Source organism: Paradesulfitobacterium aromaticivorans (assembly GCF_054657415.1).
The window spans coordinates 1,914,792-1,940,696 of the sequence record NZ_BAAHYT010000010.1; the positions used below are offsets into that span (position 1 = coordinate 1,914,792).

General features: G+C 52.1%; 26 protein-coding genes. All 26 read left to right on the top strand.

Translation table 11 applies throughout. The features are described 5' to 3' along the window. Positions 1 to 30: 30 nt before the first annotated feature. The 26 genes from ACYQ2N_RS15115 (at position 31) to ileS (ending at position 25,796) form a co-directional block, all read left to right on the top strand. Entirely contained in the window at positions 31 to 1,515 is a 1,485-nt protein-coding gene (locus ACYQ2N_RS15115; RefSeq protein WP_460000081.1) for a UDP-N-acetylmuramoyl-L-alanyl-D-glutamate--2,6-diaminopimelate ligase, read from the top strand. Beyond that, positions 1,496 to 2,950: a UDP-N-acetylmuramoyl-tripeptide--D-alanyl-D-alanine ligase gene (locus tag ACYQ2N_RS15120; RefSeq protein WP_460000082.1), complete on the top strand. Its 1,455-nt coding sequence runs from the start codon at positions 1,496 to 1,498 to the stop codon at positions 2,948 to 2,950. Before ACYQ2N_RS15115 ends, ACYQ2N_RS15120 begins: the two co-directional genes overlap by 20 nt. Continuing rightward, the gene (mraY, locus tag ACYQ2N_RS15125; protein ID WP_460000083.1) at positions 2,950 to 3,954 is read left to right on the top strand and encodes a phospho-N-acetylmuramoyl-pentapeptide-transferase; all 1,005 of its coding nucleotides are present in this window, start codon (positions 2,950 to 2,952) and stop codon (positions 3,952 to 3,954) included. Before ACYQ2N_RS15120 ends, mraY begins: the two co-directional genes overlap by 1 nt. Positions 3,955 to 3,966: 12 nt before the next feature. Next, a complete protein-coding gene (murD, locus tag ACYQ2N_RS15130; RefSeq protein WP_460000084.1) occupies positions 3,967 to 5,334 on the top strand; it encodes a UDP-N-acetylmuramoyl-L-alanine--D-glutamate ligase in 1,368 nt (455 codons plus the stop codon). Between the two features lie 13 nt (positions 5,335 to 5,347). Then, complete coding sequence (gene spoVE, locus ACYQ2N_RS15135; RefSeq protein ID WP_460000087.1) at positions 5,348 to 6,442, top strand: stage V sporulation protein E; 1,095 nt, start codon at positions 5,348 to 5,350, stop codon at positions 6,440 to 6,442. A gap of 81 nt (positions 6,443 to 6,523) precedes the next feature. Further along, positions 6,524 to 7,627, top strand: a complete 1,104-nt coding sequence (gene murG / locus ACYQ2N_RS15140; RefSeq protein WP_460000088.1) for an undecaprenyldiphospho-muramoylpentapeptide beta-N-acetylglucosaminyltransferase — start codon at positions 6,524 to 6,526, stop codon at positions 7,625 to 7,627. Between the two features lie 263 nt (positions 7,628 to 7,890). After that, positions 7,891 to 8,682, top strand: a complete 792-nt coding sequence (locus ACYQ2N_RS15145) for a hypothetical protein (protein ID WP_460000089.1) — start codon at positions 7,891 to 7,893, stop codon at positions 8,680 to 8,682. Next, positions 8,597 to 9,481, top strand: coding sequence for a UDP-N-acetylmuramate dehydrogenase (gene murB / locus ACYQ2N_RS15150; RefSeq protein WP_460000090.1), 885 nt, complete (start codon positions 8,597 to 8,599; stop codon positions 9,479 to 9,481). The genes ACYQ2N_RS15145 and murB overlap by 86 nt, the downstream gene beginning before the upstream one ends. 8 nt (positions 9,482 to 9,489) lie before the next feature. Beyond that, complete coding sequence (gene murA / locus ACYQ2N_RS15155) at positions 9,490 to 10,779, top strand: UDP-N-acetylglucosamine 1-carboxyvinyltransferase (protein WP_460000091.1); 1,290 nt, start codon at positions 9,490 to 9,492, stop codon at positions 10,777 to 10,779. Positions 10,780 to 10,848: 69 nt separating this feature from the next. After that, entirely contained in the window at positions 10,849 to 11,574 is a 726-nt protein-coding gene (locus ACYQ2N_RS15160; RefSeq protein WP_460000093.1) for a cell division protein FtsQ/DivIB, read from the top strand. Positions 11,575 to 11,595: 21 nt separating this feature from the next. Further along, on the top strand, positions 11,596 to 11,925 hold the full coding sequence (locus ACYQ2N_RS15165; protein WP_460000095.1) for a small basic family protein: 330 nt from the start codon (positions 11,596 to 11,598) through the stop codon (positions 11,923 to 11,925). Between the two features lie 228 nt (positions 11,926 to 12,153). After that, entirely contained in the window at positions 12,154 to 13,218 is a 1,065-nt protein-coding gene (gene ftsZ / locus ACYQ2N_RS15170) for a cell division protein FtsZ (RefSeq protein ID WP_460000096.1), read from the top strand. A gap of 175 nt (positions 13,219 to 13,393) precedes the next feature. Further along, positions 13,394 to 14,302 (top strand): sigma-E processing peptidase SpoIIGA, encoded by a 909-nt coding sequence (locus ACYQ2N_RS15175; RefSeq protein ID WP_460000097.1) that lies wholly within the window; start codon positions 13,394 to 13,396, stop codon positions 14,300 to 14,302. 4 nt (positions 14,303 to 14,306) lie between these two features. Further along, positions 14,307 to 15,041, top strand: a complete 735-nt coding sequence (sigE, locus tag ACYQ2N_RS15180) for an RNA polymerase sporulation sigma factor SigE (protein WP_460000098.1) — start codon at positions 14,307 to 14,309, stop codon at positions 15,039 to 15,041. Positions 15,042 to 15,096: 55 nt separating this feature from the next. Beyond that, positions 15,097 to 15,870: an RNA polymerase sporulation sigma factor SigG gene (gene sigG, locus ACYQ2N_RS15185; protein ID WP_460000100.1), complete on the top strand. Its 774-nt coding sequence runs from the start codon at positions 15,097 to 15,099 to the stop codon at positions 15,868 to 15,870. Positions 15,871 to 15,996: 126 nt separating this feature from the next. Further along, a complete protein-coding gene (locus ACYQ2N_RS15190) occupies positions 15,997 to 16,272 on the top strand; it encodes a YlmC/YmxH family sporulation protein (RefSeq protein ID WP_460000101.1) in 276 nt (91 codons plus the stop codon). Positions 16,273 to 16,452: 180 nt separating this feature from the next. Then, positions 16,453 to 17,256, top strand: coding sequence for a peptidoglycan editing factor PgeF (gene pgeF / locus ACYQ2N_RS15195; RefSeq protein ID WP_460000102.1), 804 nt, complete (start codon positions 16,453 to 16,455; stop codon positions 17,254 to 17,256). Between the two features lie 13 nt (positions 17,257 to 17,269). Then, positions 17,270 to 17,956 (top strand): response regulator, encoded by a 687-nt coding sequence (locus ACYQ2N_RS15200; RefSeq protein ID WP_460000103.1) that lies wholly within the window; start codon positions 17,270 to 17,272, stop codon positions 17,954 to 17,956. Positions 17,957 to 17,962: 6 nt separating this feature from the next. Continuing rightward, positions 17,963 to 19,330: a two-component system histidine kinase PnpS gene (pnpS, locus tag ACYQ2N_RS15205; protein ID WP_460000105.1), complete on the top strand. Its 1,368-nt coding sequence runs from the start codon at positions 17,963 to 17,965 to the stop codon at positions 19,328 to 19,330. Between the two features lie 34 nt (positions 19,331 to 19,364). Beyond that, on the top strand, positions 19,365 to 20,261 hold the full coding sequence (locus ACYQ2N_RS15210) for an HlyD family efflux transporter periplasmic adaptor subunit (protein ID WP_460000106.1): 897 nt from the start codon (positions 19,365 to 19,367) through the stop codon (positions 20,259 to 20,261). Positions 20,262 to 20,342: 81 nt separating this feature from the next. Continuing rightward, the gene (locus tag ACYQ2N_RS15215) at positions 20,343 to 21,026 is read left to right on the top strand and encodes a YggS family pyridoxal phosphate-dependent enzyme (RefSeq protein ID WP_460000107.1); all 684 of its coding nucleotides are present in this window, start codon (positions 20,343 to 20,345) and stop codon (positions 21,024 to 21,026) included. 12 nt (positions 21,027 to 21,038) lie between these two features. Then, entirely contained in the window at positions 21,039 to 21,485 is a 447-nt protein-coding gene (locus tag ACYQ2N_RS15220) for a cell division protein SepF (RefSeq protein ID WP_460000108.1), read from the top strand. A gap of 20 nt (positions 21,486 to 21,505) precedes the next feature. Then, positions 21,506 to 21,769, top strand: a complete 264-nt coding sequence (locus ACYQ2N_RS15225; RefSeq protein ID WP_488199464.1) for a YggT family protein — start codon at positions 21,506 to 21,508, stop codon at positions 21,767 to 21,769. Between the two features lie 154 nt (positions 21,770 to 21,923). Continuing rightward, a complete protein-coding gene (locus tag ACYQ2N_RS15230) occupies positions 21,924 to 22,385 on the top strand; it encodes a DivIVA domain-containing protein (RefSeq protein WP_460000109.1) in 462 nt (153 codons plus the stop codon). Positions 22,386 to 22,475: 90 nt separating this feature from the next. Further along, a complete protein-coding gene (locus tag ACYQ2N_RS15235) occupies positions 22,476 to 22,946 on the top strand; it encodes a PH domain-containing protein (protein ID WP_460000110.1) in 471 nt (156 codons plus the stop codon). 87 nt (positions 22,947 to 23,033) lie between these two features. Next, complete coding sequence (ileS, locus tag ACYQ2N_RS15240; protein ID WP_460000111.1) at positions 23,034 to 25,796, top strand: isoleucine--tRNA ligase; 2,763 nt, start codon at positions 23,034 to 23,036, stop codon at positions 25,794 to 25,796. Positions 25,797 to 25,905 lie beyond the last annotated feature (109 nt).

A 25,905-nucleotide genomic window follows, 5' to 3' on the forward strand; every position in this document is an offset into this window, starting at 1 on the left:
TAGAGAGCGTTATAAGGAAGTGATAGTTTTATGAGGACATCTAAAACGCTGACAGAACTGATTGCTGGTATTGATGTTTTAGAAACGTCCGGAGATTTGACGACAGAGGTTCACGGCATTAGCATGGATTCTCGGCGGGTGCATGTGGGGGATCTCTACGCCTGTGTGCCGGGATTTAAGGCAGACGGACATGACTTTGCTGAGGGTGCGCTGGCTGCAGGTGCGGTGACCCTGGTGGTGGAAAGGTTCCTTCCGCTCCCGGTACCTCAGATCAAGGTCACAAGTGTCCGTCAGGCGCTCGGTCCGCTGGCTGCCGACATTTACGGGAACCCTAGCCAGAGCCTGGAGGTTGTGGGGGTTACCGGTACGAACGGCAAGACCACAATTACTCACCTGATTGAGAAAATCGGGACGAAGCAGGGACGCAAAGTAGGGCTGATCGGAACTTTGGGAGCGCGCATTGCCGGTCGGGAGATACCGGGCGAGCGCACCACTCCCGAAGCGATTGAGATGCAAAAATTGCTCTGGGAGATGGTTGAGGACGGAGTTTCGCTGGCCGTGATGGAAGTATCCTCCCATGCGCTTGATCTCGGTCGGGTTAAAGGGATTGAATTTGATGCCGGGATTTTTAGTAATCTGACACAAGATCATTTGGATTATCATAAATCTATGGAAGAATACTTAAGTGCGAAGGCCCGTCTGTTTACTGAGCTAAAAGGAGTAAAACAGCCTAAAATGGCAGTCCTGAACGCAGATGACCCGGCATTTCCCGCCCTACGGCAAGCATCTGCTGCTCCGGTTGTGAGCTATGGCATCAAAAACCCGGCTGATTACCGGGCCCGTGAGGTGAAAGCAGGGGCACAGGGTGTGAAGTTCACGGTTGAATTTCGGGGTAAGCTTCAGTCCGTCAATTATCGAACTCCGGGCTTCTTCAGCGTGTATAATGCCCTGGCGGCTTTCGCCTGGGGTGTGGAGCGCGGGTATGAGCCGGAACCGGTGGCTGAGGCCTTGGCGGAGATCCCCGGGATACCGGGACGCTTCGAAAGCATTACTCTGGGCCAACCTTTCCAAGTGATAGTGGATTATGCCCATACGCCGGATGGGTTGGAAAATGTTCTGCGCACTGCACGCGAGTTCACCCAAGGCAGACTGATTACGGTGTTTGGCTGCGGAGGGGACCGGGACAAAGCCAAAAGGCCGATTATGGGCCGGGTGTCTTCGGAGTTGAGTGATTTTTCCGTAGTTACGTCTGATAACCCACGTACAGAAGATCCGGAGCAAATCATCCGCGAGATCCTAAGCGGAGTCAAGGGCGAACAATATACAGTTGAGAGCGAGCGCAGGCAGGCAATTAAGAAGGCCTGTCGCCAGGCTCAGGCCGGAGATACGGTGCTCATTGCCGGCAAAGGGCATGAGACTTACCAAATCATCGGCACGGAAGTAAACCCGTTTGATGACCGGGAGGAAGCGCGCCAGGCGCTGAGGGGGCTAGGATATGCCGGTTTGGACAAGTGAGGATGTCGCCAGAATCCTTGACGGTGAGTTAAAAGGAGATGGCAGGGTACAAACGGCAGGGTGTGTGCTGGACAGCCGTCAGGCCAAAGCCGGGGAAATATTTTTTGCCCTGCCTGGGGAAAAAGCGGATGGGCATAAGTTTATTAAGGCGGCCTGGAATAATGGGGCCAATGTAGCGGTTGCGGCTAAAAGCAGAGTCGGGGAGTTTCCGGAAGCCCTGGATGTGCCGCCCGGGAAAGCTCTCTTGTTAGTACACTCTCCTTTTGAAGCCCTCAGGGCTTTGGCGCGGGCCTGGCGACAGTTTTTGGGGGCTAAAGTGGTAGGGATAACTGGAAGCAATGGCAAGACCACGACCAAAGACATGGTGGCTGCAGTCCTGGAACAACGCTATCGCGTATTTAAGAACAGCGGCAATCACAATAATGAGCTTGGGCTGCCTTTAACTGTTCTCAACGCTCCGGAGGATACGGAAATTTTGGTTTTGGAGATGGGTATGCGTGGCTTGGGTGAGATCAAGGCTCTGTGTGAAATCGCTCAGCCTGACACCGGAGTAATAACCAATATCGGAAGCACTCATTTAGAGCTCTTAGGGACACAGGAACGCATCGCTCAGGCCAAGTGGGAACTGATAGATTCCCTGCCGCCGCACGGAACGGCGGTCTTAAACGCCGAGGATTCGTGGTCGGCAACTAAAGGCAATAATGATCCTCATTCCCGCCTCTTCTATGGCCTTGAAGGAAAATATGAGAATCCGGAGGTGAGCGGGTATGAGCTGAAGCCGTGGGGTTCGTTGGGGACGTTTTTTAAAGTCAGAATGGGAGAGGAAGAAGCGGAAGTTTTTCTCCCTTTGCCTGGAGGTCATAATGTCCTGGATGCTTTGGCTGCCTTGGCTGTGGGCACTTTATACGGAGTGCGCCTCCAAGACGGGTGCCACGGGCTTAAGGAGCTAAAACTCTCCAAATTAAGGCTGGAAGTGCATGAAGGTTTCGCTGGCAGCGTGCTTATCAGTGATGTTTATAATGCCAATCCTGTCTCGATGCAGGCATCTTTACGGGTACTGAAAGAACGGGCTCAGGATAATGATACGCTGGCGATCCTGGGGGAGATGTACGAACTGGGTGCAGAGAGTGAACACGGGCACCGCTCAGTGGGGGAAACTCTGGCCGCTCTGGGGGTTAGCGAGTTAATTACGGTGGGGGCTCTGGCGGAGGACATTGCCCGGGGGGCGCTGGCAGCTGGGCTGTCTCCGAAGAGGGTCCACACCTGTGTGACCAGGGAAGAAGGGGTTGCGCTGGCTAAAGACGTGCTTAACCGCCTGAGGCAGCCGACCTGGGTTTTGATTAAAGGGTCGCGGGGGATGAAGATGGAGGAAGTGACCGCCGGACTTAAGCACGTTTCCGGGAACCCGCGGGTAGGAGAAGGAAGGATCATTTGATGTCTGAGCGTATCTTGTTAGCAGCGGGGCTGGCCTTGATCATTACCCTGGTTTTGGGACCGTTTGTCATCCCAGTGCTGCGTATTCTAAAATTCGGTCAGAGCATCCGGAAGGATGGTCCGGAAAGGCATTTGCAAAAGGCGGGCACCCCGACGATGGGAGGAATTATCTTCCTGGTCGGGATTGTGGCTGCTTCCCTCCTGGCTGCCCAAGAACCGACCTCGCTGGAAATGATCGTCCTGGTCGGCGGCACACTAGGCTTTGCACTTATTGGATTTATTGATGATTTTATCAAAGTGGTCATGCGGCGTTCCCTTGGTTTGCGCGCGTATCAAAAACTTCTGGGTCAGCTTGTTCTGGCGTTTATTTTGGCTATCGTAGCTGTTAAAGCCTTGGGCAGGGGGACAGACATCACCCTTCCTTTTACCGGCATTCACTTGGATATCGGCTTATTTTACTATCCTCTTACTGCTTTTATTATCGTGGGCATCAATAATGCGGTTAACCTAACGGACGGGCTGGATGGTCTGGCAGCGGGGACAACTCTGATTGCGTCCCTGGGCTTTGTCTTGATCGCGGTTCTTTTGTCTGTGCAGGGAGGGGTTGCGGTTTTGGCGCATGAGTCCGACCTGGCGGTTTTTGCTGCGGCTGTGGCGGGTGGCTGTCTGGGTTTTCTCCGCTTTAACGCATACCCGGCGCGGGTCTTCATGGGAGATACCGGTTCCCTGGCTCTGGGAGGGGCTCTGGTCAGCCTCGCTGTGCTCAGCAAAAGTGAACTCATTCTTTTGCTTGTGGGCGGGGTGTATGTGGCTGAGGCCTTCTCCGTAATCATTCAGGTTATCTCGTTCCAGACAACCGGGAAACGGGTATTTCGCATGAGCCCGCTCCACCATCACTTTGAACTAGGGGGATGGAGTGAATGGAGAGTGGTGGTGGTTTTTTGGTCAGCGGCTCTTATCTGCGCCCTGCTGGGGGTAATCGCTTATATACCGACGCTTGGTTAGGAGGAATGAACAGTGAACTGGCAAGGAAAACACGCTCTGGTAGTAGGTGCGGGCCGCAGCGGGCAAGCCGCGGTGCTTAAACTTAATAAATTGGGAGCAGAAGTGTTTTTAACAGACCGGAAGGAGAGGGAGAAGCTCCAGGGAATAGAGGAGCTGGGGCTTGATGAAGCCCACCTACTCCTGGCGCGGGTGCCGGAGTGGGAGGAGATCCGCGCTGAGCTGATCGTGCTCTCTCCGGGAGTGTCCCCGGAGCAGGGTTTTATTCAAGCGGCCCTGGCTGAGAAAGTTCCGGTCTGGAGCGAGGTCGAGCTGGCCATGCGTGATTCCGCCGCTGTCTGTGTGGGGATAACCGGAACCAACGGCAAGACCACAACCACGACTTTGGCCGGGGAACTGGCCAAACGCACAGGACGCCCGACCAGGGTGGTGGGCAATATCGGGCTCGCAATGAGCGGACAGGTAGAAGACTTGGCTGAAAACGGGATCGTGGTCGCAGAACTCTCGAGTTTTCAGCTGGAGTTCATTGACAAGCTGCATATCCAGATTGGGATTTTCTTAAATGTTACGCCCGATCATCTGGACCGCCACCATACGGTTGAGAATTACTTAAAGGTCAAGGCACGCATTTTTGAGAATCAGGAAAAGGATGATTTAGCCATCCTTAACTGGGACGACCCCCTGGTACGGTCCTTGGGGGGAGAAATGAAGGGGAGGGTTCTCTACTTCAGTTCTACTTCTTTCTTGCCTGATGGGATTTCCGTGTGGCAGGACAAGATTGTCTATGCCGAAGGGGGAGAGAGGACTGAGATTGTGGAGCGGCAAGCGTTGCAACTGCGGGGCAGCCATAACCTTGAGAATGTGATGGCCGCAGCTGCTGCTGCCAGAGAATTAGGGCTTACCTGGCCGGAAATCGCGCAAGTGCTGCGGGAATTTCCGGGAGTGGAACACCGCCAGGAGAAGGTTGGGGTTTTCGATGGGATACGCTTTATCAACGATTCCAAAGGGACTAATCCGGATGCTTCGAAAAAAGCGCTCCTGGCTTTTGAGGACCCGCTGATTCTCATTGCCGGAGGGAAGAATAAGGGCTTGGATTTCCACGAATTTATGAAGTTGGTCAAGCGCAAAGTGAAACACCTGGTCTTGCTGGGACAGGCTGCGGCAGAAATGGAGGAGGCAGCCCGGGATGAGGGAGTGGAGCGGATTGTGCGCGCATCTTCTTTAGAGGATGCGGTAGAGAAAGGGATTGCGGAAGCCTCTCCTGGGGATGTGGTCCTGCTCTCTCCGGCTTGTACAAGTTGGGATATGTTTAAGAGTTATGAAGAAAGAGGGGAATTGTTTAAGGAGTTAGTGCGTAGGCATTATAGGGAACCCAAATTGTAAAGGGGGAACTTGCATGCCGAGGCGGAGCCGACCGGATATGATCTTATTGTGGGCGATCCTAGCCCTGCTGAGCATAGGGGTCATTATGGTTTATAGTTCCAGTGCTGTTAAAGGATACTTACAGTACAATGATCCTTATCATTTCCTCAAGATGGAGGGAATCTGGGTCACGCTTGGTTTGGCAGCAATGGTGCTGAGCATGCGCCTCGACTTGCGCTTACTAAGGAAATGGGCAAAACCCGCTTTATACTTGGCCATTGTCTTACTGATTATGGTGAAAATCCCGGGGGTAGGGCGGAAAGTCAACGGTGCAGACCGCTGGATTGGGTTAGGCCCCTTATCTGTTCAGCCTTCAGAGATCATTAAGCTGGCAATGGTTTTGGTGATGTCCCACATCCTGGCTTTGCAGCCCTATAAAATTCGCTCTTTCCGCAAAGGGCTCTTGCCGGTCTTAGGGCTTTTAGGATTGATTGCCGGGCTGATCATGCTGCAGCCAGACTTGGGTACTACGTTGGTGATAGCCGGGACCACTTTCTTTATGCTGATCGCGGCCGGAGCCAGAGCGGGTCATCTCACTGCCTTGGGCGGGACCGGCCTGCTCCTGGTGGTGGCGGCAATAGCAGCTGCTCCTTATCGCATGCGGCGCATCCTCGCCTTTCTGGACCCGTGGGCTGATCCTTCAGGGAAAGGGTATCAGACGATTCAGGCTCTTTTGGCCCTCGGCCCGGGCGGTTTCTTTGGCCTGGGCTTAGGCCACAGCAAGCAGAAATTTTTGTACCTGCCTGAAAACCACACGGACTTTATCTTTGCCATGATCGGGGAGGAACTGGGATTCATCGGAGCGACGCTGGTTGTTTTGCTCTTTTTCCTCTTCGCCTGGCGCGGCTTCAAAGTGGCGATGGGAGCGGCTGACGCTTTTTCCGGTCTCTTGGCTGTGGGGCTGACTTCGATGGTAGTGATCCAGGCGATGGTTAATATGGGAGTGGTCAGTGGGGTTTTGCCTGTGACCGGAATCACGCTCCCGTTTCTAAGTTATGGCGGAACCTCGCTCGTCTTTACCCTGCTCGGAGTCGGGGTGCTGCTCAATATTTCACGGGAAGCGAAATAACGAGAAAATAAGTTCAATTAAACTTCAGATGGAGTTAAAACTCCACCTGAAGCAAGTTTTCTTCAGGCGGAGGGATTTAGGATGCGTGTTATCGTAACTGGAGGAGGAACAGGGGGGCATATTTACCCGGCCTTAGCCATTGCCCAAGGTCTCATGGCCAGAGGTGCGGACAATAAGATTCTCTATGTTGGCACCAAGGATGGAATGGAAGCCCGCCTGGTTCCGGAAACCGGTATCAACTTCACAGGGATTTCCGGACAGGGGCTGCCGCGTAAAGTGAGCGTTGAGATGCTGAAAACCGGGGGCAAAAGTTTCAAGGCGGTATGGGAAACTAAGCGCATACTTAAAGAATTTCGTCCGGATTTGGTGGTAGGCACGGGCGGTTATGTTTCCGGGCCGGTGGTGCTTACAGCCGCTCTGTTTGGGATTCCGAGCATCCTGCATGAACAGAACGCTGTACCCGGAATTACGAATAAGATTCTGGCCCGCTTTGTGAGGCGGGTTTTGGTGACTTTCCCGGAGAGTATTGCTCATTTTGGAGTTAAGAAGAAAATTATGATTTCCGGGCTCCCTGTACGCCCGGAAATCGGTCAAGAGACGCGGGAACAGGGGTTAAAACATTTTGGCCTGCGTCCTGAGTGCAGTACTCTTTTAGTAACAGGGGGAAGCCGGGGCGCACGGGCCATCAATCAAAGCATGGTTAAAGTGCTTAAGGATTTGGCTGCCCGCCCGCAAATCCAGGTAATTTGGGCCACAGGACAAGCCACTTATCAGGAAACGATGTCTGCCCTCAAAGAGATTGGGGCAGAACGCTCTCAGTGGCGGATTTTTCAGTATCTTAAAGACATGCCGCAAGCGCTTGCTGCTGCCGACCTTTGCGTTGGGCGGGCGGGAGCGGCTTTCCTGGCAGAGTTGATGGTTGCCGGTAAGCCAGCCATTCTGGTCCCATATCCGTACGCGGCGGGCAACCACCAGGAACACAATGCCCGGGCTCTGGTGCAAGCCGGGGCGGCCCAACTCCTGCTCGACAAGGATTTGACAGGAGAGGTGCTTCTTAATAAGATAAATGAGTTGTTAGCAGATCCCCAAGGATTAAATAAGATGGCTGAGAAAATGAAAAATTTGGCTCAGCCCGAGGCTCTTAGCAAAATTCTCGACGTGTGTTATGATACGGCCTGGCGCTGAGACTCAGGTTGTCAGAATTCAGAATTCAGAATCCGGAGAACATGGTTCCGGCAATTGACTAACTTCTTAAGAAAAGTTTTATTTCGGGAACATCTGCTCAGGTATTCAGTAATTTATTAAGTAATTCGAAATACTTACAGACGATAAACCGGTTTCTCATACTGGCTCCTGACTCCTGAGTACTGAGTACTTACCGAAGATTTTCACACCTCATGACTCCTGTGCATAACATAAGGCATCAAAGTGCGAAAGGAGTGATGACGGTGCACCATCTCTTACAATTAACGGCAGGTTCTTCCGTGGAAGGGATTGACGGCCTGGAGGCGCTCCTTGGCGCAGCCGGACTGGCTTATCTGCCGGTAAGTGAGGCGACAGCCTGGGCCCAAGCCGGAGATGACTGGGAGAGGATGTCGGAAATTCCCACAGGCCTGCTTTGGTGGCCGGGTCAGGAAAATGAAGATATTTTAACTCTGGCGCAGGCCCGCGGGATCGAATGCCAGTCAGTTGCAGAATTCCTACATAAGTTGTGGAAGGATGAACTGGTCTTTTCCCTGCCCGAACCTTACGTTTTGCTAAACGAACGCCCTCTGCTCTGGCACCTGTTACAGGCGGGAGGGTTTGAGCCTTCTTTGCTGTGGCCGGGCCTGGACAAAACCTGGATCGGGGAGCGCGGGCCCGGGCTGTGCTGGGTAGTGCCTGAAGCCTGGTTAAACGCTGCCGGTGCTGCTTCTCTGGGAAGACGGGCGGCAGCAGCTGAAGGGTACTGTGAAGCAGGGGCTGAAGAACTTGCTTTTTACCGTTCCAAATTCCAGTTCCTGGGTTTCATGGAGCGCTGGCCGCAACCGTTGCTGGAACACAAGGCGTGTGCAGAGATTGTCCAGGCTCTTGAATACGGAGTGTCCTGGGCTGACATTAAGCGTGCCCTTAGATCCTGGGGTCTGGAAGTAAGACGCGCAAGGTGGGATATGGATGATACTGGACCGGGTACAGGGACGGGTGGAGAGGAATTACCCGCTTCATCGGCTTACGACCTGGAAAATAGGCGGGCCGGCTGAGTATGTTTACTGGCCCGCACATACAGAAGAACTTGAGGAAGTACTTAGATCAACCCGTGCGGAAGGTATACCATTGTGGGTTATCGGTCGGGGTTCGAACTTGCTGATCGCAGATGAAGGGCTTCCGGGTATCGCTGTTGTGACAACTTCACTAGACGGCATTGAATGGAGAGAGTGCCGTGTTCGGGCACAAGCCGGTTATTCCCTGGCGCGCTTGGCACAGGAAAGCGGAGACCGGGGGGTGAGCGGGCTGGAGTTTGCCCGCGGGATTCCGGGAACGCTTGGAGGAGCTGTGATTATGAATGCGGGTGCCCACGGTGCGGATATATCCGGACTCATCCTGGCTGTGACTGTACTTAGGCCTGATGGCACTGTTGTGACCGTGCCCCGTGCCGACTTGGAGTTTGGCTACCGCCACAGTTCCCTGCGCTCACAGGGAGTGGTTCTGGAGGCAGAGTTGCTTTTTTCTCCCGGAGAGAGAGTGCACATACTTAAGCAGATGCAAGAGAACCTAAGCAAGCGTAAAACTGCTCAGCCGCTGGAATACCCGAATGCGGGCAGTGTCTTTCGCAATCCGCCCGGGGATTCTGCCGGACGGCTGATCGAGGCTGCCGGCTGGAAAGGGAAGTGTGTGGGCGGGGCCGAGGTATCAGGAAAGCATGCAAACTTCATCCTGAACCGTAATCAGGCCATGGCCGACGATGTTTTAACTCTGATCGAAATGATCCGCCAAGATGTGCTTAATAAGTACGGAGTAGAGCTAGTGCCTGAGATAGAGTATTTGGCACCAAGGAGGTAAAATAAATAATGACCATGGATCGCTATGTCATTACCGGAAAACAGAGCCTGGAAGGATCAGTGCGTGTCAGTGGTGCCAAGAATTCTTCCTTGCCTTTGCTGGCGGCGACTTTGCTCGCGGACGGCACTTCAGTGTTAATGGACATTCCGGATTTGCTCGATATAACACATATGGTTGAGGTGCTTGCAACCCTGGGCTGCCGTGTGCAGAGGGATGAGGAGGTCTTGGTGGTAGATGCTTCCACTCTTAACGGTGCGGAAGTGGACGAGACTCTGATGCGCAAAATGCGGGCTTCAAACCTTATCTTAGGCCCGATTCTGGCACGCACCGGGCGCGTGCGGATCGCGCGGCCGGGTGGCTGTGCCATCGGCTCCCGCCCCATGGACCAGCATATTAAAGGGTTGATGGAACTAGGAGTTAAAGTTAAGGAAAGGCATGGTTATATTGAGGCCTGGTATGACCGCTTGCAGGGCGGGGATATCTATTTTGATGTACCGAGTGTAGGAGCTACGGAAAATATTATGATGGTCGCAGTCCTGGCTGATGGGTATACCGTAATTCACAACGCCGCCCGGGAACCGGAGATTGTGGATTTGCAGAATCTCTTAAACAAAATGGGGGCTAAAATCCGCGGTGGCGGTACAGATGTGATCCGCATCGAAGGAGTTAGGAAACTGACGGCAGCTGAACACAGGGTGATTTCTGACCGCATTGAAGCAGGTACGCATATGGTGGCTGCGGTTATGACCGAGGGAGATGTCCGGGTGGATAACGTGATCCCGGAACACCTTGAAGGGGTAATTGCCAAATTGCGCCAAGCGGGGGCGGAGATTACCCTCGAGGATGATGCGGTCAGGGTGCGCCAGCGCGGGAGAATTAAGCCTGTGGATCTAAAAACAATGGCTTATCCCGGCTTCCCCACAGACATGCAGCCTCAATTCATGGCCATGCTCGCGATGGCTGGTGGGACCAGTGTAATTACCGAGACGATCTTTGAGAACCGCTACCAGCATGTTGACGAACTGCGGCGCATGGGCGCGAATATAACGGTAGAAGGCAGGACGGCAGTGGTACGCGGGGTCGAAACCCTGGAAGGGGCGTTTGTCGAGGCCACTGATCTGAGGGCGGGCGCGGCTCTGTTCCTGGCAGCCCTGGCTGCTGAGGAAGCGACTGTGCTTGAGCAAGTGGGACATATAGACCGGGGATATGAGAATTTGGAGGAGAAATATCGCGGACTCGGTGCGAGGCTGCGTCGTGTCCTGCCGAATAGTTCGGAACTACCGAGAATTGACACGTAAAATATTTCCTGTAAAAAGCAAGACAGAGCAGGGTAGTATTCGTTATACTTGGAATAAGGAGGAAAACGCATGCCGTCCACAAAGGGGAATACTACCCTGTTCTATGCTTCGCTGTTCGTGATTCTGGTTGGGCTTGCCGCTGTTTTGTTCCTGCGTTCCAGTGCGTTTGTCATCAAAGACATCAAAGTGGAAGGGTTGAATATAATCCAACCGGCAGAGATTGAACGGCTGGCAGCGGGAGCTAAAGGGCAGAACCTTATCCTGTTTGACCAGGACAGCCTCAGCCGCAGGATTACCCTGCATCCGCTTGTAAACGAAGTGAGCTTTGTCCGGGATTTCCCCCGTACTCTGGTCATAAAAGTCTCTGAGAGAACTCCGTCTGCCCTTGTCTTAGTGGGGAAAGGGGCAGTGGAGGTTAACGGGCAGGGAGTGTTCTTGCGCCGTATCGAGAGTTGGCCGCAAGTGGATTACCCTGTGATTACGGGCGTAACTCTGTCTGATGCGAGCGGACCCGGGCACAAGATAGATGACCCATTGCTTGCTGCTGCCCTTAATTTGCTGGGACAAGCTCCTGCTGCTCTCTTGCCTTTAATCGGAGAAGTGCATGTAAACTCGATCCAGCAGCTTACTCTCTTTCTGACAAGCGGGGTTGAGGTGCGGCTCGGCCAAGCTACGGGCTGGAAAGATAAGCTGGGCGCACTCTATACTTTGCTTAATGATAAAGATTATCGTAGTATAGAACATGGGGTAAGGTATATTGACTTTACCGCCGCCAAACCGGTAATAGGACGCTGAATCCAAGGAGGCTCACCAACAATGTGGCTACCGATATTAGGCTTAATTTTGGGACTGGCTGTCGGGTACTTCTCCCCGTTTTCCGTACCTGTAGCTTATGCTAAGTATTTGTCCGTGGCTATTTTAGCTGCTTTGGACTCTGTCCTGGGTGGGATTCGCGCCGCGCAGGAAGATCATTTTGACAGTACGGTTTTTTTGACCGGCTTTTTCAGCAATATGTTGCTGGCGGCACTTTTAGCTTATATCGGGGATCGCATCGGAGTCGATCTTTATTTGGCGGCCGTGGTGGCTTTTGGCGTCCGCCTGTTCCAAAACCTGGCCATTATCAGGAGGCATTTGCTGAAGAAGTAGGATTTGTAGAATTTTCCCATAAAAAAGTTATGGCGTAAAAAGAGGGATAAAGCCGGGGCTTATAGAACATATAAAATTTGTTAGGTTGATTTTAACGCTCCAGAGCTGGTCTGAAAGCGCAAGGGGATACGCACATACACAAGAGGATACGCAATTTTCGCCGGGGAAAACGACCGCGGAAAATTTGGTTAATAAAGCGAAAAAAAGAGCAAGGGGGTTAAACACTAAATGCTGGAATTTGATATTGACGTTAATCAAGTTGCCGCCATTAAAGTGATCGGTGTGGGCGGGGGCGGCAACAATGCCGTTAACCGGATGATAACTGCAGGGCTTAAAGGTGTGGACTTTGTCGCAGTGAACACAGATTCCCAGGCTCTGGGACTTGCTCATTCCCCGCAGAAAGTGCAAATCGGGGGGAAGTTAACTAAAGGGCTGGGAGCGGGAGCAAACCCGGAAATCGGTGCCAAGGCGGCTGAAGAGAGCCGGGAAGAGCTGGTGCAGGCTTTGCGGGGAGCGGATATGGTTTTTGTGACGGCGGGTATGGGCGGAGGCACAGGCACGGGAGCAGCGCCGGTGGTGGCTGAGGTGGCGAAAGAACTGGGGGCGCTCACTGTGGGAGTAGTTACCCGTCCTTTCACGTTTGAGGGCCGTAAAAGAGCCATGCAGGCCGAGAAAGGGATTGCTGATCTCAAAAGCAAAGTAGACACCTTGATAACTATTCCCAATGACCGCTTGCTCCAGGTTGTGGACAAGCATACCACCATTCATGAGGCTTTTCGGATTGCGGATGATGTTCTGCGTCAGGGCGTTCAGGGGATTTCCGACCTGATCGCGGTTCCGGGCTTAATTAATTTGGATTTTGCAGATGTCAAGACAATTATGATGAATACCGGTTCTGCCCTCATGGGGATCGGTCAGGCTACGGGCGAGAACAGGGCGGCCGATGCGGCGCGCAAATCTATTTCCAGCCCTCTCCTCGAAACCTCTATTGAAGGGGCTAAAGGAGTGCTCTTAAACATTACCGGTGGGACGAATCTAACCCTCTTTGAAGTCAATGAGGCTTCAGAGATTATTGCGGAAGCTGCTGACCCGGAAGCCAATATTATTTTTGGCGCGGTGATTGATGAGAACATGAAAGAAGAAGTGCGGGTCACGGTCATTGCCACCGGCTTTGATCAGCGTCAGACCGGAGCAGTGGGGATTGCCAAATCAGCGGAAACTTCGGTGATCCGCCCGGTAGCGCCTGATTCAGATTTAGATATTCCTGAGTTCCTGCGCCGTCGGCGCTCGTAAACTAATCTTATTCAAGTCGAAAAATGTAGTAAAGCACCTGACCTTGCAAAGGGGGTGCTTTTTTGCGCTTCTCTTTCCCCAAAAAATGCCATTTCTATCCACCGCAAAGCGACAGGTTTTATCCCTTGTCTTCGGTATAATTTTGCCAGAGCGTGAATAGAAAGGGCGCGTCTGGATGACCGGGCAAAGTTATCTCGATCTGGACATGTTGATTAACGGCAGTGCGGATGCGCTTTTGCTAGTGTTAAGTGGCCGCCTCCTCCACCGCCCTGTGCACGCCAAACGGATTTTTGCCGGAATTCTTCTGGGCGAAATCCCCGTGCTCTTAGCGCTGAAGCCCCAGTGGCCTTGGTTTGAATTAAGCAAATATCTGATTCCTTTTTTGATGGTCGGGGCAGCTTTTCCCTGGCAAGGGCTTAAGTTGTATGTGAAGACCCTCGTTGTCTTTTGGTTGTTGTCAGCAGGATTGGGGGGATTTGTGTACGCTTTGTGGGGACTGTCCCAGTTTCAGGGAATAGGGACCGGGCCCGTCATCCAATTGAACCTGCACAATTTCTGGGTCTTACCCCTCAGTGCGGGCTTATGGTGGGGAGGGCACAAGGCCTGGCAGCACTGGCAGAACCGGGCTGCTCTCTTGGATCAGACTTTATGTGAGGTGGAGATTGATTTTGGCAAAGAGGGTGAAACGGTGAGGGTGAAGGCTCTGCTTGATACAGGGAATACTCTGCGCGATCCCTTAAGCGGAGTCCCTGTAATCCTTTTGGAGGAAGAGGCAGCCGCCCGGGCTCTGCCGGAATCATTGCAGGAGATTTTGGAGCTGCCCTGGCGTCAGGCAGCTGATCCCTGGCCCTTCCTCTGGAGGAAGAATCCGCACTGGATGGAACATTTTGTATTTATCCCGTATCAAAGTATTGGCAGCCAAAGCTGGCTTTTAGGAGTACGTCCGGAGCGGGTAGAAATTGACGGGGACAATGGTCGCAGAAGTGTCAAAGCTACAATAGCCTTGGTGCCACAAACAATGAGCTCTGAGGGGGAATACCAGGCATTATTGCATCCGGAACATGTGCAGAAAGGGGTAGAATAATTACATGAAATGGTGGAAGACCGCTAAACATAAACTCAACTTGATCTGGCTTCTTTTCCGGCACAAACTGCGTGGACGGACGGATGTACACGAAATCTATTATGTCGGGAGCAGCGAGGCCTTGCCACCTCCTTTAAATTCGGACGAGGAAACTCTGCTTTTGGAGCGTCTGGAGCGAGGGGACATTTCAGTCAGGGACGTTTTGATTGAACGCAATCTAAGACTTGTGGTGTATATCGCGCGCAAGTTTGAAAATACCGGGGTTGGAATCGAAGATTTGGTTTCGATCGGGACGATTGGACTAATTAAAGCGGTTAACACCTTTGATCCTCAGAAAAAAATTAAGCTTGCAACTTACGCTTCCCGCTGCATTGAAAACGAAATTCTGATGCATCTGAGGCGCAACAATAAGACGCGTTCTGAAGTTTCGTTTGAAGAGCCGTTAAATATTGATTGGGACGGCAATGAACTTCTCCTCTCTGATGTCATGGGTACTGAGGTTGATATTATCTCACGTCCTCTGGAAGAAGAAGTAGACCGCCAGCTCCTGCACCTGGCTATGGACCGTCTCTCAGAACGGGAGAAGCTGATTATGGAGTTGCGCTTCGGACTTGACGATGGGGAAGAAAAGACTCAGAAAGAGGTTGCAGACCGTTTGGGAATTTCCCAGTCCTATATTTCGCGCTTGGAAAAGCGGATTATCCGGCGTTTAAGAAAAGAATTTTGTCGATTGGAATAACTAGCTTTGTGACCGGGCATACTCTCCAACAGGAAATTTTCCAGGAGGTGCTCGGATGGCTTTCAACAAGGTAGAAATCTGTGGCGTGAACACCTCAAAACTACCTGTACTCTCAAGTGCCAAAATGAAGGAACTTTTTGTAGTCTATCAGGCCGGTGAACGCAGTGCCCGGGAGAAACTAATTTACGGAAATTTGCGGCTGGTGCTCAGCGTGATTCAAAGGTTTACCAATCGAGGGGAATATGTAGATGACCTCTTCCAGGTTGGCAGTATTGGATTAATGAAGGCGATTGACAATTTTGATCTGAGCCAAAATGTCAAATTCTCGACCTACGCAGTTCCGATGATTATTGGGGAAATCAGGCGTTACTTAAGGGATAATAACCCGATCAGGGTAAGTCGCTCACTTCGGGATACAGCTTATAAGGCCTTACAGGTGCGCGACCAGCTCGTGAGCGAGTGTTCCCGGGAACCTACCGTGACAGAGATAGCCGCAAAACTTTCCTTGCCGCGGGAAGAGGTTATTTTTGCTTTAGATGCGATTCAGGAACCGATCTCCTTATTCGAGCCAATTTACCACGATGGTGGGGATCCGATCTTCGTTATGGACCAAATAGGGGATGACCGCCATTCTGATGCCAGCTGGCTTGAAGGACTGGCGGTACGGGAGGCTTTGCGCCGCCTGGGTGAACGGGAGAAGCTCATTTTGTCCCTACGTTTCTTTCAAGGGAAAACCCAGATGGAGGTAGCGGATGAGATCGGGATTTCTCAGGCTCAAGTTTCCCGCTTGGAAAAAGCGGCGCTCAATCATATGAAAAAGTATGTGTAAATTCAGGAGACAGGAGACAGTAGTCAGTAGTCGGAGAGGACGACAGGAATTTAGAAAGTAGCGGACAACGGATAGGATTAAAATGACCCTCGCTCTCATATGATTTGTAAGAGAGGGGGTAAGGCGATGCGCATTTCCGAACTCCGGATGCTCGATATAGTTAATATTAAGGACGGTCGCCGTCTGGGGCCGATCAAAGACCTCGACCTTGATCTGGAGCGGGGTGTGGTCAAAGGGATTGTCGTTCCGGGTGCGACCAAGAGTTGGGGTTTTTTCGGCGGGGGACGGAGCGAAGATGTGATGGTCCCCTGGGATCGGGTCAAAAAAATTGGGGTCGACGTAATTTTGGTCGATGCCCAAGACTTGGTTGATTTTAACCCTGAACGGGAAGACCCGCGCTAATTCGGGGTTCGAAGTTCGTAGTGCGGGGGCGAGGGCGAAGGTATGAGAACCATGTGTATAGCTAAAATCTAACTAATTATGACGCGCAGAGGGCAATAAATTGCCCTCTTGTTTTGTCTTAGGCGAAAATATGGTATATTTTAGCTAAGAGGACAAAACGGAGGGGGTGTTTGCAAGGAGATGTGGGTTTGGCGGGAAAAAGCATCGTTGAAGTATCTTACGCTTCCGGCTTGGGAAGAAGCAGGGGTAGAAATCGGCTTTTCGTCCCGCGGGGGTGGGGTAAGTGGAGAGCATTTCTCTTCCCTTAACTTGGGTTTGCATGTGGGAGATGAACCGCAAAGGGTACTCGAAAACCGCAGGCGCTGGCTGGAGTTGTGGCAGGCAGACTGGAATGAGGTTGCTCTTGCCGAACAGGTACATGGGACGGGCGTAGTGTGGCTGGATGTGGAAGCGGGGGGGAGAGGAAGCCGCGACCTCAGGACGGCTATTCCGGGAACAGATGGCTTGTTGACCAAGGACAAGCTGGGACTTATGGCTTTCTTCGCTGATTGTGTTCCTCTGTTTTTCTATCACCCCAAGCTTAAGGCTGTAGGGATTGCGCACGCAGGCTGGAAAGGGACGGCAGGGAAAATCGCCCTCCAGGTTCTGGACGAGCTGGCTCAGGCCGGGGGGCAGGCTGAAGATTGCTGGGCAGCTATCGGGCCTGCAATCGGGCCTTGTTGCTATGAAGTCGATGAACCAGTCGCAGCCCGTTTGCGGGCGAATTTTACGGAAACTGTTTTTCTGAGGCCTTCACAGGACGGACATTACCAACTTGATTTATGGCAGGCAAACAAGGAGATCCTTCTGGGCGCAGGAGTAAAGCCTGAGCACATTTGGTCAGCCGAACTCTGCACCGCGTGCAGACCGGTTGAGTTCTTTTCCCACCGCCGGGATGGCGGGCTAAGCGGACGGCTGGCGGGTTGGATCAGGCGCAGAAGCTAAGGGGGAATCGTAGATGGCTGTTATATTAGTCGTAGATGATGAGGAATCAATCCAGGAATTGTTGCGCTACAATCTGGAGAAGGAAGGGTACAAGGTTTTGGCCGCCCGTGACGGACTTGAAGCGCTGGAGCGGGTGGGGAAAGACCAGCCTGATCTGGTTGTGCTTGATGTGATGCTGCCGCACATGGATGGGATGGAGGTGTGCCGCCAGCTCAGGCTTAACCCGAAATTTCGGGAGCTGCCCGTGATTATGCTTACGGCCAAGGGGGAAGAAATTGATAAAGTGTTAGGACTGGAACTGGGTGCGGATGACTATATGACAAAGCCTTTCAGCCCGCGGGAACTGGTAGCGCGCATTAAAGCGCGCTTGCGCCGGGTAAAAAGTGCGGACGAGGTTCCAGATCAGATCGTGCACGGAGAGCTGAGAATAGATCTTACCCGGTTTATGGTGTATATAAAAGAACAGGAGACTGAACTGACGCCTAAGGAGTTTGAACTCTTGAGGGTGCTGGCAACCAGGCCGGGCAAGGTTTATTCCAGGGAGGAACTCTTGGAACGGATCTGGGGCTATGAGTACGCCGGAGACACGCGCACTGTGGATGTGCATGTCAGGCATGTGCGCCAGAAAATTGAAAAAGACCCGTCCAACCCGGAATATATTGAGACTTTGCGCGGGATCGGCTATCGGTTCAAGGGTTAGGGTCAGATGAGCATCAAATGGAGGTTTACCCTGCTTTTTCTGAGTATGACTGCCATATCTCTGTTTCTGGTGTGGGAAGGGCAGAATTTAATAGCGGGTGGTCAGCAAAGGACGCCTGATTACCGCTTGTTGCTCTTTGCCTTGCTCCTTCCGGGAGGGGCCGTTTTCTTTTACGCCAGACGCCTGGCGGGGCGGATTCAGACTTTGAGCTTTACTACCCGGCGCATAGCGCAGGGGGATTTTGAGCGGGCGCAGTTTCTAGATACCAAAGACGAAGTCGGGCAGTTTACGGCCGAATTAAACCGTTTGGCGCGGCAACTGGAAACTCTCATCCAAAAAGCGGACCAGGAAACCCACAAGATGCAGGCGATTCTCACGGCGATGCAGGAGGGAGTAATCGCGCTTGACCATGTGGGGAGGATCGTGCGGGTGAACCCGGCGGCGGAAAAAATGTTCGGCCATCGGCAGGATGAGGTCATGTTAAAGTACCTCCTTGAACTTGTGCGCCAGAGCGAGTTGGATGAACTGGTGACAAATGTGCTTTTGGGGGAGACACCGGGAAATATAGAGCTAACGCTGGAACAGCGGACAATGCGTTTTCAGGTAAGCCCGATTCTGGGAGAGAACAAGCGTACCCGGGGGGCAGTGATCGTAACCTATGATATTACTGAGCTAAGGCGTCTGGAGCAAATGCGGACAGAATTTGTGGGCAATGTGTCGCACGAATTGCGTACACCTTTAACCTCGATCAAAGGTTTTGTGGAAACTCTGTTAGATGGGGCGCAAGAAGAACCTGTCTTGCGCGAACGGTTTTTGAATGTCATTCAGGCTGAGACCTTGCGTCTGCAACGGTTGATTGATGATCTGCTTACGTTGGCGAACAATGAAAATCCTGATTTGCGCCGGGGTGCCGGAGTTGCCAGAGTTAGTTTTGTGCAGCAGGCTTTTGCTAAAATTCAGCCTGTGATTGAAAGTTATGCCGAGGCCAAAGGGATCAGGCTCAGCGTTGACCTGGCAGAGAATTTGCCGGCAGTGCGTATGGGTGAGGATCTGTTAAGCCAAGTCCTGCTCAATCTTTTGGAAAATGCCGTTAAGTATACCTCAGAGGGTAAAATTTGGCTTAAGGGGGAAGCCGATCAAGAGAGTGTGCACCTGGAGTTTGGAGACACGGGGTGCGGTATTCCAACGGCAAGCCTTCCGCGCATCTTTGAGCGTTTCTACCGTGTTGATAAAGCCCGCTCGCGTGAACAGGGAGGAACCGGGCTTGGACTTAGTATTGTCAAACACATTGTCGAAGGGAGCGATGGCCGGATTAATGTGTCCTCAGAACCCGGAATCGGTACAGTATTTATATGTGATTTGCCACGGGCATAAATCCATCGGATAAAGGACAGAGTCGGAGGGCATGATGAAAAAGGGAAATACGGGAAAGAGGATGCTGACGGCAGTGGTTTTGCTGATTGCAGTCGCGGTCGCTGTCTGGATTTACGGCACAGGCTTCACGGCTCGAGATTTAGAGTATGTGCGCGCAGAGACGGGGGCTATCAAGCACGAGCAGACAGTGAGGGCTGCATTTGCCAATGAGGAATACCTGCTGCAGGCTCCGAGTGGCGGAGAGGTGGAAAAACTCGCTGTGCCCGGACAAAGGGTCAGGCGGGGAGAGAGTGCAGCCCGGATCAAGCAAGTCGGGGGAGAGAGCAAGTCAGTCCCGGCTCCGGCAGGTGGTCTTGTGTTTTATAAAGTGGATGGTCTTGAATCATTGTGGACCGCAGCTAATTTTAAGGATATGGATCTAAAGAAGCTCTTAGAGATGCCAAGCTCGGAGCAGGAAATTACCACCGCTCAATTCGGGCAAGCTATAGGTAAGATTATCAATAACCTGGCTCCGACAGCAGCTTTCGTGGAGATGCAATCTCTGGATGGGTTCAGTGTGGGCAAAAGCTTGCGTTTTGCCATTGATGGGAAGGTGTTCCCGGCTAAGGTCGTGCGTAAATCTGAGAGCCCTACCGGAGTTGTCGTTGAATTCAGCAGTTATGTGGATGGCTCAGCCGAGCAACGGCGGCAGGAGATTACCTGGATTATGAAACCGGAAGGCAAGGGTGTTGTCATACCGCGCAGTGCGCTTTGGACTAAAGGGGAGGAGCAGGGAGTTTTTGCAGTGATGGAAGGGGTACTGCACTTCCGCCGGGTGAAGGTACAGGATGAAAATGAAACTGAGACCGCTGTCGAGGATTTGCCGTCTGGGCTGTTAGTGGTGAAAAATCCGGGAGCTGACCTTGAAGGACAGCCCGCCCGCTTAAAATAGTGTGCATAATCTTAAAAACTTGCTGGCAGCAGCAGGAAACAAGGATGTTTTGTAGAATCATTCGATTAAGGTGGAATGTCCATGGATATCGAACAAAACCTTGCTCAAGTGCACTCGCGCATTGGGCAAGCTGCGTTGGCGGCTGGGCGAAGTCCTGACGAGATTAAACTGTTGGCAGTGTCCAAAACGATGCCTTCTTCCGTAATCGCTGAGGCTTGGCAAGCGGGGCAGAGGGTTTTTGCCGAAAACAGGGTTCAGGAATGGCAGGAGAAAGTCTCTCTTTTGCCTCCGGACTGCGAGTGGCATCTCATCGGTCGCTTGCAGACCAACAAGGTAAAATACCTGGACGGGAGAGTGACCCTGATTCATTCTCTTGACCGTTTCTCCCTGCTGGCAGAATTGGAAAAGCAGGGGTTCAAGCACGGGCATACGTTTAGCACCCTGCTGCAGGTGAATACAGCCCGGGATCAGGCTAAAGCAGGGCTATTGAAAGAAGAAACAGAAGATTTTCTGACAGCAGTAAAGGATTACCCCCATGTCAGGGTTTTGGGATTAATGACGATTGGGGCTTTGGAAGCCAGCACTGCCGAAACCCAAGGGTTTTTTCGCGAGCTTAGGCTTTTACGCGATAGCCTGCAACAGCGGGTTTACCCGGGGGTGGAAATGCGGGAACTTTCCATGGGTATGAGTCAGGATTTTGAGCTGGCAATAGCAGAAGGAGCAACCATGGTGAGAGTAGGCAGACAAATTTTTGGAGCAAGGTAGGAGGGAAAAAGTATGCCGAAGTTTTTTGACAAAGTCATTGGGATCATGGGTTTCGCTGATGAAGAACCGGAAGAGGAATTTGTGGAAGACGATGAAGTTAAAGAAGATGCAACCCGGGAAGATGCGCGCCCTGGCCGTCGGAGCGCACAGGTGCTGAGCATCCACTCCCAAAAACAGATGAAGGTGGTTGTGATGGAGCCTCACTCGTTTGAGGATGCCCAAAATATTGCTGACCAGTTGAAGAACCGCCGTCCGGTTATCGTCAACCTCGAAAATGCTGAGCGCAATTTGGCCAAGCGGGTAGTGGATTTCATCAGCGGCACGACCTACGCGTTGAACGGTAATATGCAAAAAGTCGGGAACGGTATTTTCCTTTTTGTTCCGAGCAATGTGGATATTTCCGGTGAGACACGGGACGAACTCAAAGACAGAGGGATTTTTTGGCCCGGGACTAAATAGGAGGGATTAGTATTTCCATTCTGTGGCAAGTCATTGATAAAGTTATTACGATCCTTATTTACGCGATCATTATTCGCGCTTTCCTTTCGTTTATACCGCATTCTCCGCGCAATCAGCTCATTCGTCTGCTTTATGATGTAACAGAGCCTTTGCTTAAGCCGTTCCGGCGGTTTCAGCTCGGGAGTGCCGGGTTTGCCTTGGACTTTTCCCCAATACTGGCAGTTTTTGCTCTCAGTATTCTACGTTCCATTCTTCTGCGAATCGTTGCGGGCTTGATGTTCTGATGATCGACCGCAGCTCCCTGAAAGAGTGGCTGCAGGGCTTGCTGGCGCGTGCCGGATTGGCGTACATATCTGAAAGGGCGTCTTGTATATAAGGTGCTTGTTTTCAGAGGACAGCGGGAGTAGGTAAGGACAGTAGGAAAGCGGGGTATCATGCATGCAATTAACTCCGATTGATATCAGAAACAAGGAATTCCGCAAAGGGATGCGCGGTTACCAGTGTGAAGAGGTTGAAAAGTTCCTGGAGGCTGTCAGCAACGAATTTGAAACAGTGTATGCGGAGAACTTCGAACTGAGGGAGAAAATCCAGCGGGCGGAATCTGAACTAGGCCATTACCGCAAAATTGAAAGCACTTTACAGCAGACGATGCTGTTGGCGCAACAAACGGCGGAAGAAGCCAGGCAGGCTGCCCGCCGTGAAGCGGAACTGCTGCTCAGGGAAGCAGAACAGGAAAAAGAACAGAGATTGTCTGAAGCTAAGTCAAAATGGGAAGAAATACAGGAAGAGATTCAGGAGTTGACACGCAAGCGTGAGCTTATCCGCGCCCAGCTTAAGTCTTTCCTCAATGCTCATCTTGACCTCGCGGATTCCCTGGAGCGCGATTTGAACGTATCTTAGGTACTGATGGTGCCATGTTTGAGGTTGCGAGTGTGGATAACTCGTGATAAAATGAAGAACAGACGATTTTAAGGAGAAGGATTTCCATTCATGAAAACCATTTTAATAACCGAACTAGTGCCCGAGTTTCTCATCCAGGGATTCAGTTTGAACCCTGACGCAGGGCGGTTTACTGGGAAAGTCGGACGCCATGAGGTTGAGCTTCTCGCTTCCGGCGGATCCGATGCACCTTTGGAAGGGGAAGCGCAGATAATCAGCCTGGGTTTAGCGCGGGCAGCCGGGCAGTACCGGGCGGGCGACATTTTGATGATGGGTAGCGATGATCTGCTTGACCGGGCTTTTCAGGCTTTGGACGAAATGGAGCAGAGGGGACTTGTGGTAAATCTCCCGGCTCCGGATGAGCAGAATACAATTTTTGAGCCGCAGGATGAAGCTTTGTTCGGATGGGTACAGACCTGGAAGAATAAGAAGCTGCCTTTTCTGTGCTTGTGTGTAGTCGAGCCTATTGGCTCGGAAGAGCAGGCGAAACTGGTAACGTTAGTGCGCAAGATTGTAAGTTAGGTACCGCGAGTTAATCCCGTCCCTTACTACAGGGGCGGGATTTTCATAATATCATAAGGGTATTACCACAGTAGGAGGAACAGATAAATGGACTACCGTGATACTTTGAATTTGCCGGAAACTAACTTTCCCATGCGGGGAAATTTGCCCCAGCGTGAACCGGAGATCCTCAAGAAATGGGAGGAAAAGAACCTTTATGATGAAGTGCAAAACGCACGTGCAGGCAAGCCACGCTTCGTCCTGCATGATGGCCCGCCCTATGCCAATGGGGATATTCATTTAGGGCATGCTTTAAATAAAATCTTAAAAGACATTATCGTTAAGTACAAAACGATGGCTGGTTTTGATGCTCCTTACGTGCCTGGGTGGGATACCCACGGTCTCCCGATCGAGCAGCAGGTTATTAAAAAGCTTGGCCTTAACCGGCATGCAGTTTCAACCCTTGAGTTCAGAAACAAGTGCCGCGAGTATGCGGTGAAGTACGTTAATATTCAGCGCGAACAGTTTAAGCGTTTGGGTGTACGCGGAGATTGGGAGCACCCCTACCTGACGTTGGAGAAGGAGTATGAGGCGGCTCAAATTGGCATCTTTGGGGAAATGGCCAAAAAAGGTTATATTTACAAAGGGCTAAAGCCCGTGTATTGGTGTCCGTCCTGTGAAACTGCGCTGGCTGAGGCTGAGATTGAGTATGCGGACAAGACTTCGACCGCAATTTATGTAAAATTTCCGGTGTGGGACGGCAAGGGAGTATTGCAGACTGAAAACACCTTTGTCGTGATCTGGACGACCACACCCTGGACTCTGCCTGCGAACCTGGCGATCAGCGTTCATCCTGAATTTACTTATGTGCTGGTTAAGGCCGGGGAGGAACACTGGGTCGTTGCGGAAGGGCTCTTGGAAGACTTGCGTTCCCTGTGGGAGATGGAACTTCCGATAGAAAAAACTCTCTCCGGCAAAGACCTTGAGGGCGTGATTTGCCGCAACCCTTTAATGGAGAGGGATTCTCTCCTCATTTGTGGGGAGCATGTCACTTTGGAACAGGGGACGGGCTGTGTGCACACTGCTCCCGGACATGGGGAAGATGACTTTATTGTGGGCAAGGAATACGGGCTGCCTGTGCTTTGTCCTGTTGACCACCAGGGCAAGTTTACAGCAGAGGGCGGGCGATATGCGGGCTTGAGAACGGATAAAGCCAATCCGGTGATTGTGGAAGATTTGCGGAAGAATTTTGCCCTTATTCATGATGACAAGATTCAGCACAGTTACCCCCACTGCTGGCGTTGCAAGAGCCCGATTATTTTCCGGGCGACGGAGCAGTGGTTCGCTTCCATTGATGGCTTTCGGCAGGAAGCGCTTAATGAGATTGAGAAGGTTCAGTGGATTCCAGCTTGGGGCAGGGACCGCATTTATAACATGGTCGCAGACCGGGGGGACTGGTGCATTTCGCGCCAGCGCACCTGGGGGGTGCCGATTCCGATTTTCTACTGTGAGACCTGCGGCAAAGAGCTAGTTAATGATAATATTATTGCCAAAGTACAGGAAATTTTCCGGCGCGAAGGCTCGGATGCCTGGTTCGCCCGCCCGGCGGCGGAACTGCTGCCCGAAGGGACAATCTGTGAATGCGGAGGGAAGTCTTTCCGCAAAGAGACAGATATTATGGATGTTTGGTTTGATTCCGGCACCAGTCATGTGGGCGTGCTCAAAGAACGACCGGAGTTAAAGTGGCCGGCTGATCTATATTTAGAAGGGTCTGACCAGCACCGGGGTTGGTTTAATTCTTCTTTGTCCACGTCTGTGGCCGCTTTTGGGAAAGCACCCTATGAGGCGGTTCTCACTCACGGCTTCCTGGTGGATGAACAAGGACGGAAAATGTCCAAGTCCCTAGGCAACGGGGTTGACCCGCTCCAAGTCGTGAAAGAGATGGGTGCGGATATTCTCAGGCTCTGGGTATCTTCGGCAGATTACAAGAGCGATGTGGCTGCTTCCCCGCGCATTATGAAGCAGATGACAGAGGCTTATCGCAAAATCCGCAACACCCTGCGTTTCCTCTTGAGCAATCTCAACGACTTCGACCCGGCCAAAGATTTTGTCCCTTATGCGGAACTGTCGGAGATCGACCGCTGGGCATTGCTTAAACTGGCGAAAGTTATCGCCAAGGTCAGCCAGGGGTATGAGAACTATGAGTTCCACTTGGTTTACCATACCGTGCACAACTTCTGCGCCGTTGACTTAAGCGCAGTTTATCTCGACATTGTGAAAGATAGGCTCTATGTGGAAGGCAAGGGGGCGAAGGTTCGCCGCGCCGCTCAGACTGTGCTTTACCAGGCGCTTGATGCCCTCGTGCGCCTCTTGGCACCGATTTTAACCTTTACAGCGGATGAAATATGGCCTTATGTGCCGGGGTCTAAAGAGGAAAATGTCCAGACTGCTAAGCTGCCGGAAGTAAAGCAGGAATGGATTGATGCCGGGCTTGAGGAAAAATGGGAAAAAATCTTGAGACTCCGCGCTGATGTAGCCAAAGCTCTTGAAATGGCCAGACAGGAGAAACTGATCAACCATCCGCTGACCGCGCAAGTTGAGCTTTACCCGACTGCGGAACAGTATAAGTTCTTGGAACAAGTTCCGAACCTGTCGGAAATCTTTATTGTTTCGGCGGTTCGAGTGCACCAACCTAAGGAGGAACGTCCTGAGGGCGTCTTGGAAGGGCAAGAACTGGAGGGGTTAGGGATAGCTGTCCAGTCCGCTGCAGGCGAAAAATGCGAACGTTGCTGGATTTACCATCCGTCTGTGGGGCAGGATCAGGAGCATCCTACCTTGTGCCCACGCTGCGTCACCGTAGTGAAGGGCTAAGTCATAAAACCTAGATTTGCGGGAACCGCTCACACCCGGCGTTCACAGGCCAAACTTACATTTAGGCTCGGTTTATAAAATTTTTGGGCTAACTAGTAGACATTAGAGT